The organism is Microcoleus sp. A003_D6 (assembly GCF_036702825.1).
In the GTDB taxonomy this organism is placed as follows: Bacteria; Cyanobacteriota; Cyanobacteriia; order Cyanobacteriales; family Microcoleaceae; genus Microcoleus.
In genome coordinates this window covers 20,744-31,687 of the sequence record NZ_JAUBWA010000089.1, presented here as the reverse complement: position 1 = coordinate 31,687, position 10,944 = coordinate 20,744, and the positions used below count along the sequence as shown (strand labels likewise).

Annotated in this window: 9 protein-coding genes; 6 read left to right on the top strand and 3 right to left on the bottom strand. The window is 46.5% G+C overall.

Features of this window, described 5'->3' with window-relative positions:
* Positions 1-53 precede the first annotated feature (53 nt).
* Both dtd and QUB70_RS22355 read right to left on the bottom strand, forming a co-directional pair.
* Entirely contained in the window at positions 54-500 is a 447-nt protein-coding gene (dtd, locus tag QUB70_RS22360) for a D-aminoacyl-tRNA deacylase (RefSeq protein WP_332983516.1), read from the bottom strand.
* Between the two features lie 302 nt (positions 501-802).
* Positions 803-1,945, bottom strand: coding sequence for a CobW family GTP-binding protein (locus QUB70_RS22355; protein WP_332983515.1), 1,143 nt, complete (start codon positions 1,943-1,945; stop codon positions 803-805).
* A 113-nt stretch (positions 1,946-2,058) separates the two neighbouring features.
* On the opposite strand from QUB70_RS22355, the gene QUB70_RS22350 reads away from it, so the two are divergent.
* Complete coding sequence (locus QUB70_RS22350; RefSeq protein ID WP_332983514.1) at positions 2,059-2,316, top strand: hypothetical protein; 258 nt, start codon at positions 2,059-2,061, stop codon at positions 2,314-2,316.
* Positions 2,317-2,522: 206 nt separating this feature from the next.
* Here the strand turns inward: QUB70_RS22350 and QUB70_RS22345 are convergent, their stop codons facing one another.
* Complete coding sequence (locus QUB70_RS22345; protein ID WP_332983513.1) at positions 2,523-2,924, bottom strand: fasciclin domain-containing protein; 402 nt, start codon at positions 2,922-2,924, stop codon at positions 2,523-2,525.
* A 450-nt stretch (positions 2,925-3,374) separates the two neighbouring features.
* Here QUB70_RS22345 and QUB70_RS22340 point away from each other — a divergent pair, with 450 nt between their 5' ends.
* The 5 genes from QUB70_RS22340 to QUB70_RS22320 all read left to right on the top strand — a co-directional run bounded on the left by QUB70_RS22340 (position 3,375) and on the right by QUB70_RS22320 (position 10,843).
* Entirely contained in the window at positions 3,375-4,412 is a 1,038-nt protein-coding gene (locus QUB70_RS22340) for an aldo/keto reductase (protein WP_332983512.1), read from the top strand.
* 1,084 nt (positions 4,413-5,496) lie between these two features.
* The gene (locus QUB70_RS22335; RefSeq protein ID WP_332983511.1) at positions 5,497-6,798 is read left to right on the top strand and encodes a glycosyltransferase family 1 protein; all 1,302 of its coding nucleotides are present in this window, start codon (positions 5,497-5,499) and stop codon (positions 6,796-6,798) included.
* Positions 6,799-6,918: 120 nt separating this feature from the next.
* A complete protein-coding gene (gene glf / locus QUB70_RS22330) occupies positions 6,919-8,151 on the top strand; it encodes a UDP-galactopyranose mutase (protein WP_332983510.1) in 1,233 nt (410 codons plus the stop codon).
* A gap of 107 nt (positions 8,152-8,258) precedes the next feature.
* Positions 8,259-8,597, top strand: coding sequence for an STAS domain-containing protein (locus tag QUB70_RS22325; RefSeq protein ID WP_332983509.1), 339 nt, complete (start codon positions 8,259-8,261; stop codon positions 8,595-8,597).
* A gap of 362 nt (positions 8,598-8,959) precedes the next feature.
* Positions 8,960-10,843 (top strand): glycoside hydrolase family 2 protein, encoded by a 1,884-nt coding sequence (locus tag QUB70_RS22320; protein ID WP_332983508.1) that lies wholly within the window; start codon positions 8,960-8,962, stop codon positions 10,841-10,843.
* Positions 10,844-10,944: the final 101 nt, after the last annotated feature.

Below are 10,944 nucleotides of genomic sequence, written 5' to 3'. Positions count from 1 at the left end.
AGTTGTTGTCTTGTGCAATCGCTCAAGGGCTACCAAAAGCCCCCACTATAGCGTTAGCTTAGTGGCGGGTAGTTTACCGGCCCGTCATTATCTATAGAGACTTGCATCATCGCTCCAAACACGCCTGTTTCGACTTTTAAGCCGCTCTGGCGCAACTTTTCGACAAACTTAGCATAAAAAATTTCTGCTCTTTCAGGAGGCGCTGCTCGATCGAAGGAAGGACGGCGACCTTTGCGGCAGTCGCCGTAGAGCGTAAACTGACTCACAACCAGCAACTCGCCGCCGATGTCTTGTACGGACTTGTCCCAGCGGCCGGTATCCCCGGCTGAGTCGGGAAACAAACGCAATTCTAGGCATTTGCGAGCCATCCAATCGAGTTCTGCTTCGGTGTCGGTGTCTGCAATACCTACAAGCAAATTAAGTCCGCGGCCAATTTTGCCCACAATTCGATCGTCAATTTCGACTTGAGATGATTTGACTCGCTGGATAATGACTCGCATGGGAAATTAGAAATGCTTAAATTTAAAACTAAAAATCAAAAGGTAAACTTACCTTTTTAATAGGAATTATAAAAAGAAACCCGGTTTCTCGGATAAATTTTGGTTTTAACTTATATCTTGCACCATACTCAAGAACAGGCAAAATGCCTGTTCCACAAAGATTATATTTTCTTGTGGAACAGGCATCTTGCCTGTTCCTGGCTAATTGAGAGTGGTGCAAGATATAAGTTAAAACCGCGAAGTCTCGACGAAAAAACCTGGTTTCTAGCCAGCGCACGTCTGTTCTGTTTAATTTTCAACCTTTAGTTTTTCCCAAAACCTTTACCGCGACTGGTTGAAGGCATACAAAGACAGTTTTCGATTTGCGATCGCAAATTCTCGGTATCCAAACCCTGACCGATGAGAACAAGCTGGTTTTTCCGCTCACCTTTCCACTCGTCGTCGTCCATCGAAAATCGCTTCCCACTCAAGTGGAAAATATGCCGTTTGGGACTTTCTTCAAACCACATAATCCCTTTCGCGCGAAACACGTTTGTTGGCAGTTGGTTGTCTAAGAAATATTGAAATTTCCTCAGAGAAAACGGCTTGTCGCTCTGGAAAGAAATTGAGGTAAATCCGTCATTTTCTAAATGGTGGGAGTGGTCGTGACCGTGATGGTCGTGATGGCCGTGGTCGTGATGTTCGTGGTCGCTGTGGTCGTGGTGGTCGTGATGTTCGTGATGGTCGTGATGGTCGTGATGTTCGTGGTCGTGATGTTCGTGACTGCTAGGAGTTTCCTCAGATTGGAAATATTTGTCAGATTCAAACAATCCGACGCTGAGGACGAGCGGCAGGGGAACTTGCGATTTTACAGTTCGCAGAATTCGAGCACCTTCTTTGACATCGCGAATCTTAACTTCCAACAAATCTAAATCTGCTTCCTCAACCAAATCAGTTTTGTTGAGAATAATTATATCGCCGTAAGCTATTTGACTGTAAGCTGCTTCAGAGTTGAACAAATCTAAGCTGTAATTTGCCGCGTCTACTACCGTAACGATCGAATCGAGACGAGTCAGGTCGCGCAGTTCTGTGCCTAAAAAAGTCATTGCTACTGGCAGCGGGTCGGCTAGTCCAGTTGTTTCGACTACTAGATAATCGAGATTTTCTTGACGTTCTAAAACTTTGTAAACTGCATTAACTAAATCTTCATTAATTGTGCAGCAGATGCAGCCGTTGTTCAGCTCAACCATGTTGTCGTCGGTGGTGACAATCAGTTCGTTGTCGATGCCGATTTCGCCAAATTCATTGACCAAAACTGCTGTTTTCAAACCCTGCTGGTTGGTCAGGATGTGGTTGAGCAGGGTTGTTTTGCCGCTGCCGAGAAATCCTGTAATGATTGTAACGGGTAAGCCGTGTTTGGGAGCGTCCATCGCCAGTTCTGTCTCGGACTGAGTTGTAGATTGCATAGCATTGACTGTCAAATAATGTCGATCGCACTTTCCTTGTGTTTCTTATTGTATCTTACTTAGGACAAGGCCTCATCAACCCCGTTTCTCGGATAAATGTTGGGTTTGGTGGCATGGTATCTACGCATCAACCGGGAATCAGCCCGAGAGTGCAAAATAAGTGGGGCGCTAATTATCGGCAATTGCTGACGAGTCGCGATTCCCTACGGGATAGCTTCGCACGCGCGTACTTTTTTATTTTTTTGATAAATTTTTTGTCCGCAGTACCTGTCGCAGTTTGCCTGCAACCTGTGGGGCCGGTAAATCCAGCAGCGACAAATTTGGGGCCGACTCAAGCTGAGTGCGATCGCCCAATTCCCGCTGCTCTATAATAGACCTCTTGCAAAAGTCCTTTTAATCAAATTTTGGAACGGGCTCTCCGGCCCATTCCACAAGAAAAAAAATTTTGTGGGACGGGCATCTTGCCCGTCCTAGTTATTTTTGCAAGAGGTCTAATATTTAAACCTCAACTAAAACAGGGCGGCGGCTAACAACAGCCACCGCCCTCAAGATAGTATTGCTCTATCTAAATCTGTGCTTACGCAGGAAGCAAGACTGAATCAATAATGTGGATGACGCCATTATCAGCAGCAACATCGGCTGTTGTAACGGTAGAATCATTGATTTTGACGCCATTGGAAGCATCAATTTTCACTTCTGAACCTTCAACTGTCTTGGCAGATGTCAGCTTGACTACATCAGCAGCCAGAACTTTGCCGGAAACGACATGATAAGTCAAGATTTTTGTGAGCTTAGGAATGTCCTTAAGCAGTGCGTCTACAGTACCTTCGGGAAGCTTAGCAAAAGCTTCGTCTGTAGGAGCGAAAACTGTGAAAGGGCCAGCACCTTTGAGAGTATCTACTAAACCAGCGGCTTTGACAGCAGCAACTAGCGTTGTAAAAGAGCCTGCCGAAACGGCGGTATCAACGATGTCAGCCAAGAGAGTCACCTTGTTTTTGTAATCTGTAAATCACTATAACGCTAAAAAGTTAATTTAGCTACATTAATTTTTTCTCTAGTTCTGTCGGTTTTTCTGAATAGTAAGATAACATTTTTTTATTTAACTCATTTCATAAAATACCTGTCTAAAGGTAGATGAAAATTTACCTATTTTACTGTATTTTAATTGATAAATGTAATCCTAAATACATTAGTCAGCCGATCGCCCCTGCGTGGTGTTAAAAGTGGTGTTAAAAGTAAATGCAGGGCGATGGCCCGGAACCCTCGCCCGTGCTACGACACTGTGATTAACTTGGATTAACTTGGCAAAACATTCAACCTCGATCTCCGCGCTAACACACCGCAAAAACCTGCCATCCCCGACTTATGGCAACAGTTCGGCAAACCTCGATCTAAACTGTTAGCAGCCATTAACTAACGGATGAGTGACATGAGATACAAACTACTAGGTCACAGCGGACTTCGCGTTTCAGAAATCTGCCTCGGAACCATGACTTTTGGGGAAGAGTGGGGTTGGGGCGGTTCTTACGACGAAAGCCGCAAAATGTTCGACATATTTGCAGAAGCGGGCGGCAATTTCATTGATACCGCGAATCTCTACACCAACGGTACTAGCGAAAAATATGTCGGCGATTTCATTGCAGCCGATCGCGAAAAATGGGTAGTTGCCACTAAGTATAGCCTCAACATGAAAAATGGCGAAATCAACGGTTTCGGCAACCACCGCAAAAATATGGTGCAAGCAGTAGAGGCCAGTTTGAAGCGATTGCAAGTTGAATACATAGATTTGCTGTGGCTGCACGCTTGGGATTTTACCACACCCGTCGAAGAAGTGATGCGCGCTTTTGACGATTTGGTGCGCGCGGGCAAAGTTTTATATATCGGCATTTCCGATACGCCGGCTTGGATTATTTCTCAAGCAAATACGATCGCCCATTTCCGGGGCTGGACGCAATTTGTCGGCCTACAAATAGAATACTCCTTAAAAGAGCGAACTCCCGAACGAGATTTGCTGCCAATGGCAAAAGCCTTTGATATTGGCGTCACAGCTTGGAGCCCCCTAGCAGGCGGTTTGCTGACAGGAAAATACAACACTTCAGAAACCGCCGGCGAAGCCAAACGGCTTAATTCACCCGATCGGGGAAAAATTAGCGATCGCGACCTCAATATTGCTGGCGAAGTTAGCAGTATAGCAGCCGAAATTGGCAAACCTGCTTCTCAAGTAGCCCTAAATTGGCTGCGACAACAGTCAATCGAAGTTATTCCGATTGTTGGTTCCCGCAAAGTCGCGCAACTTCAAGAAAATCTTGCTTGTTTGGAGTTTGAATTAACCCCAGAACAAATTAAGCGATTAGACAAAGTAAGTGCAATTGAATTGGGTTTCCCCCACGATTTCTTAAAGAGTTCGACGGTACAAGATTTTGCCTTTGGAGGGGGAATCGCCAAAATTGACAGCCGCCGACTGTAAAGTTGCTGCTATTTTCTAATCGCGGATTTACTTGAATATTTGGCACGGGAATTGCAGATATCGGCGAACCCACCCTTAGAGAGATGATTGAGATTGGTGCTCGATCGCGTGACTTTAACCTCCTGTTCCGAGCACCAATGTCATCACCTTAGTTTATTAGACCTCTTGCAAAAGTCCTTTTAATCAAATTTTGGAACGGGCAAGATGCCCATTCCACAAGAAAAAAACTTTTTGTGGGATGGGCATCTTGCCCGTCCCAGATATTTTTGCAAGAGGTCTATTGTCGCAGACTCGCGTAAATTCGTAGGTTTTTTGTCAAGAAACGCGGTTTCTCCGGTATTGTTGAGAAGGGTGCAAGATGTGAGGTTAACCGCACTCCATAAACTGTTATTTATTAATCTATCGCAAGTCATAAATTTCAGCAGAGAAATTGTATATTAAGATACAAATTTTCTATACCTGCGATCCGATGAGTTTAAACAAGGCGAGGTTTGTCAAAGCAAAGGGCAATAAAAGCTCGATCGCAAATTTTCTATCCTCTCCAAATAAAGCAATAAAATTCGCTGTATTTTAACACCTGTTTAAAAAATAATGCAACGGCAGGCAAGCTTCAAACCCTTAATTCATCAGCCATTCCCAATCCTTTAATCTCAAATCTCAAATCTCAAATCTCAAATGGTATAACCCCGTACCTGCCAATTAAGAGTCATTTTACAAGGTCGATCGGCATTTTAACCGCTTTTGAACCAAGCGTGCAAGCTAGATGCGCCCTGAGATCGAAGTCATCCTTAAGATAGAAGTAATGGCAGAAAAATTGAGTTAGATTTAGCAACAATAGCAAGTCTAAGAATATTAACTTATCTCCAAATTTCACTACTGAAAAAAGCAGATAAGCGTGTTTTTCCGCAGCTAAGCATTTGCTTTGTTTAGCCCAATGAATGCGGCTCTTGCTCGTCAATAAAAATTCTCAGATTGATGCTTGCCAATTTCAGTAAGACACTGCTGAGAAGGATGTCTTATTGAAAAAATTTCACTAACCAATTTTCACTAACCAATTTTCCTTTACAAATTCCCGAGGCTAATTATGTCCCCGCCCCAAAAATCAGTAAATAATAATTATAGCAATAAAGGTCGATCGTGGGAGATCCGATTTACCTCGATAGATACAGCAAAATCGCCATCTCAATTCGCTCCCTCGCCAGCATTGCGCGCCAACTTATCAACAACTGCTGCTTTAGATGCACCCGATTTAGTTTGCCTGTCTCATCTGCGGTGGAATTTCGTCTATCAGCGTCCGCAACATCTCTTGAGTCGCTGTGCCAAAAATTGCCGCGTATTCTTTGTAGAAGAACCGATTTTGAGCGAGGCTACAGATTGGTGGCTTGATGTCAGCATCCACGAAACCGGAGTATGGGTAATAGTACCGCACCTGAGCGAAGGAATCAGCGAAGAAACAGCACAAACTGCTCAGCAAGCCATGCTATATGATTTGTTTCAAGCAGCAGAAATTAGCCAGTACATCCTCTGGTATTACACACCAATGGCTGTCAGTTTCACAAACCACTTAAAGCCGCTAGCTGTAGTCTACGACTGCATGGATGAACTGTCAGCATTCCAAGGCGCGCACCCGGAACTAAAAGCAAATGAAAACAAACTATTAAAGCGTGCCAGCGTAGTATTTACTGGGGGACACAGCCTTTACGAGGCCAAACAGCACCAGCACCCAAATATTCACGCTTTCCCCAGCAGCATCGAAAAAGAACACTTTGGCACAGCCAGAAATCTTGCAGAAGAACCGGCGGATCAAAAAGACATTCCTCACCCGCGTTTGGGATTTTTTGGCGTCATCGACGAACGCATGGATATCGAACTGCTGGAGGGCATTGCGGAAGCAAGGCCGGACTGGCATTTAGTCATCATTGGCCCCGTGGTGAAAATCGATCCGGCAACTCTGCCAACTCACCCAAATATCCACTATCTCGGCGGCAAATCTTATCAAGAATTGCCAGCGTATCTTGGCGGGTGGGATATAGCCATGCTGCCTTTTGCGATTAACGAATCGACTAAATTTATTAGTCCGACGAAAACTCCAGAATACCTCGCTGCGGGCAAACCAGTTATTTCTACTCCGATCCGCGACGTGGTGCGACCCTACGGAGTAAACGGCTTGGTTCGGATTGCTAGCAATTCTTCAGAATTCGTTGCTTGTGCCGAAGAAATCTTCAGCGAAAGTTCGGACGTTCGCACAAAGTGGCTGAGCGAAGTTGACGCTTTTTTAGCAGACAATTCTTGGGACAACACCTGGGGCGAAATGCTGGGGTTGATCGAAAGTGCGATCGAAGGCAAAAGGCAGAAAGCAGAAGACCGGATGAAAGTTTTAAGTTAGTAATGTTGAGGTTGAAGTTAAAGAGTTACCAATTCACGCATTCCAAACTTAACACTCAACAATGCTCGCTTGTTGATTACCAATTACCAGTTACCCTTACCAAAAATCAGAGGTGTTTTAATGTTTGACTATTTAATCGTCGGAGCAGGATTTGCAGGTAGCGTCATTGCCGAAAGACTAGCAAATGAGGCCGGAAAAACAGTCTTGATAATTGATACCCGCAACCACATCGGCGGCAACGCATACGACCATTACGACAACCACGGCATCCTCGTACACAAATACGGCCCCCACATTTTTCACACCAATTCGCGCCCAGTTTTCGAGTACCTTTCGCGGTTCACCGAGTGGCGGCCTTACGAACACCGCGTCCTCGCCAGTGTTGACGGTCAACTGCTGCCAATTCCCATCAATCTCAACACCGTCAACCAACTTTACGGACTGAATCTCACCTCCTTTGAAGTAGAAGATTTTTTCGCGAAAGTAGCAGAACCAAAGGATTACATTCGCACTTCCGAAGATGTCGTTGTCAGCAAAGTCGGCCGCGAACTTTACGAGAAATTCTTCCGCAACTACACCCGCAAACAGTGGGGAATGGACCCGTCGGAACTCGACAACTCAGTGATTGCGCGCGTACCCACTCGCACTAACCGGGACGATCGCTATTTCACCGATACCTATCAAGCAATGCCACTGCACGGCTACACTCGGATGTTTGAAAAGATGCTTTCTCACCCAAACATCAAGGTAATGCTGAATACCGACTACCGCGAGATTGAGGGTTTTATTCCTTACGGGGAAATGATTTACACCGGGCCGGTTGATTCCTATTTCAATTACTGCTACGGCAAACTTCCTTACCGTTCCTTGGAATTCAAGCACGAAACGCTGAACGTACCCGTACACCAAGTAGCACCGGTGGTAAATTACCCGAACGAGCATTTATATACTCGCTGCACCGAGTTTAAATACCTCACCGGACAAGAGCATCTAAAAACTAGCATTGTCTACGAATATCCCCAAGCTGAGGGAGACCCATACTACCCGGTTCCGCGTCCAGAAAATGCCGAAATCTACAAGAAATATAAGGCTTTGGCTGACGCAACTCCGGGCGTTTCTTTCGTGGGAAGGCTGGCGACTTACAGGTATTACAACATGGATCAAGTTGTCGCTCAAGCTCTGACAACTTACACTCAAATTACTACAAAGCCGGTGATTGAATTGGTGGAAAATGTTAACGGTTCTGCCTCTACTTTAAGCTCCTCGAATGGAGCGATCGAGATGCCAGCCACACCTTCTATAGAAGTCGCTGCTGTCAACGGTAACGGCAACGGAAAATCTGCTAGCAAGTAGCTGCCAACTGCCAGTTATGGGGGGTAAAAATGTAAGGTGCGCCATCAGCACCTTACTCGGTTTTCATCAAAAGTTCTGTAACAATTAAAAGAAGCGTTGAGGTAAAAATGAGAGTTATAGTTAAAATTATTTTGTCTCATGAGGTTTTGGAAAAATCTCAATTTCCTCAGTTTCAGAAAGAAATAGAGCGCCTAATTGAAAGCGGTGGCAAAATTCTTATGCTCGATTTCTCAAATATCGCTTTCCTGAAAAATGCGGAGTTAATGGCTGTAGTGGCGATCGTAAAATTAGTTAGAGACAGCGAATGTATACTTTTGATATCTGCCATGAGCGAACAAGTTAGAATGCTATTTGAACTCACGAGACTAGAACAAATATTTCAATGTTTGCCGCTCACAAGTGACCTAGCTGAACCGTTAGCAGGTTTGCGAAGTGTTGCCAGCTAAACTAGAGTTTTGAGTTGGGGAGAGTGTCCCAGTGTCCGAGTGTCCGAGGGGAAAATCTTTCTTCTTCCTTCTCAAAACTTCGGACAGTTTTTGATTGCCAACGGGAGAATATTGGTTTCATGGCGATTGGGTAATCGAGCTGCAACGGAAAATCAAGGGTTTGAGACGAAGACCTAAAAACTTTCCGGACTATTGCTTCTGACTAATGACTAATGACTAATGACTAATGACTTTAAAATAAGAGTTTCTTCAGATGAGGCTGTTTTAAGGTGCAGAACTTTTGCAAATTAACTAGCAAAAAACTTGTCCAAGTCGGGGCAATAGTCGCTAACGTATAAATATAACTTTGGGTAGATGTGCCGATGAGTTGGTTAGGTAGAGAACTAGAAAATTGCGATATTGAAGAGTCTTCCACTCTAGACACTAAGGTGACAGTTGAAGGACGGAAAACAGGTTATCCGCGCCCCCAACTGCGCCGCAGCAACTGGATTTGTCTCAACGGTCAGTGGAAGTTTGCTTACGACGACGCGGGACGCTGCGTGCAGCCGATCGATATTTCTGAGTGGACTCACACTATAGAAGTGCCGTTTGCTCCAGAATCGGCAAAAAGCGGGATCGGCGACACGAATTTTCACGCCAACTGCTGGTACGATCGCGAATTTGACGTACCCCACACAGAAGGCAGAGTTCTCCTCCACTTCGGGGCCGTAGACTACCGCGCCCGCGTCTGGGTGAACGGTCAGTTTGTCATCCAACACGAAGGCGGACACACTCCTTTCACCGCAGACATTACAGCAGTTGTGAACCTCAACGGGCCTTCTCGGGTGACAGTGTGGGCCCAGGACGACCCGCAAGATTTGGAGCAACCGCGCGGCAAGCAAGACTGGCAAATAGAGCCCCACAGTATTTGGTATCCGCGCACGACCGGCATTTGGCAGACGGTGTGGGTAGAATTGGTGCCTCATACTTATATCGATCGCATCCGCTGGACTCCGCAGTTTGAACGCTGGGAAATCGGTTTTGAAGCGTTTGTCGCGGGCGATCGCAAGGAGGGGATTCAAATTAAAGTTAAACTGTCGATCGGCTGTTTGCTGCTAGTCAACGACACCTACGAAGTCATCAACGGCGAAATCCACCGCCGCATCGCCCTCTCCGACCCAGGTATCGACGACTACCGCAACGAACTGCTGTGGAGTCCCGAAAAACCTACATTAATTAACGCACAAGTGGAGCTGTGGGCCGACGGCAAACTGCTTGACGAAATTAAATCCTACACGGCAATGCGGACGGTCAGCATCCAGCGCGATCGCTTCATGCTAAACGGCCGCCCCTACTATTTGCGACTGGTACTCGACCAAGGTTACTGGCCAGACACCCTGATGACTGCCCCCTCCGACGAAGCTTTGCGCCACGATGTCGAATTAGTCAAAGCAATGGGTTTCAACGGCGTCCGCAAGCACCAAAAAATCGAAGACCCCCGATTTTTGTACTGGGCCGACGTGCTGGGGATCTTAGTGTGGGAAGAAATGCCCAGCGCCTACCGCTTCACTCCCAAAGCCGTTGAACGGCTGACGCGGGAGTGGACGGAAGTCATCGACCGCGACGCCAGCCACCCCTGTATCGTAGTCTGGGTGCCGTTCAACGAATCCTGGGGAGTTCCGAATTTAGTCGAAGCAGCAGCCCACCGCAACTACGTGCAAGCGCTGTATTTCTTGACAAAAACCCTCGATCCGACTCGCCCCGTCATCGGTAACGACGGCTGGGAAAGCATCGATACCGACATCCTGGCGATTCACGACTACGACAACAATCCCCAAACCCTAGCCAAGCGCTACGGGCCCGAAGTCCAGCTAGCCGATTTGTTCGATCGCGGGCGTCCGGGAGGGCGCATCCTCACCCTCGACGGCCACCCGCACCAAGGACAGCCGATGATGCTGACAGAATTCGGCGGCATCGCCTGCGCCGGCCGCGAAAACCCCGATTTTTTCAGGGTTTGGGGCTACGTGCGCGCGTCCGACACGAAGGAACTGCAAAGGCGCTACACCGCGCTGTTGAAGGTGGTAAACCGAGTGGAAATGTTCAGCGGATTTTGTTACACGCAGTTGACCGATACTTTCCAAGAAGCTAACGGTTTGCTGTATGCCGATCGCACTCCCAAGTTTCCCCTAGAGGTGATGGCTGCGGCAACTCTCGGCTGGGATATTCCCGAAGAAAGTTCGCTGTCGCAAGCTATTACTCAGTGCTAAATACACTAAAGAATGAAGAGGGTATTAAGTAAAAGTAGGGTGCGTCGCTGCCACAATCCCAGCTATTTACCAAGATTCCTGAACGACGCACCATAATGTCA

What these genes read in the sequence shown, in the direction of transcription:
- QUB70_RS22320 (WP_332983508.1), top strand. Translation starts at nt 8,960, where the DNA reads ATGAGTTGGTTAGGTAGAGAACTAGAAAATTGCGATATTGAAGAGTCT.
- glf (WP_332983510.1), top strand. Translation starts at nt 6,919, where the DNA reads ATGTTTGACTATTTAATCGTCGGAGCAGGATTTGCAGGTAGCGTCATT.
- QUB70_RS22340 (WP_332983512.1), top strand. Translation starts at nt 3,375, where the DNA reads ATGAGATACAAACTACTAGGTCACAGCGGACTTCGCGTTTCAGAAATC.
- QUB70_RS22325 (WP_332983509.1), top strand. Translation starts at nt 8,259, where the DNA reads ATGAGAGTTATAGTTAAAATTATTTTGTCTCATGAGGTTTTGGAAAAA.
- QUB70_RS22350 (WP_332983514.1), top strand. Translation starts at nt 2,059, where the DNA reads ATGGTATCTACGCATCAACCGGGAATCAGCCCGAGAGTGCAAAATAAG.
- dtd (WP_332983516.1), bottom strand. Translation starts at nt 500, where the DNA reads ATGCGAGTCATTATCCAGCGAGTCAAATCATCTCAAGTCGAAATTGAC.
- QUB70_RS22335 (WP_332983511.1), top strand. Translation starts at nt 5,497, where the DNA reads ATGTCCCCGCCCCAAAAATCAGTAAATAATAATTATAGCAATAAAGGT.
- QUB70_RS22355 (WP_332983515.1), bottom strand. Translation starts at nt 1,945, where the DNA reads ATGCAATCTACAACTCAGTCCGAGACAGAACTGGCGATGGACGCTCCC.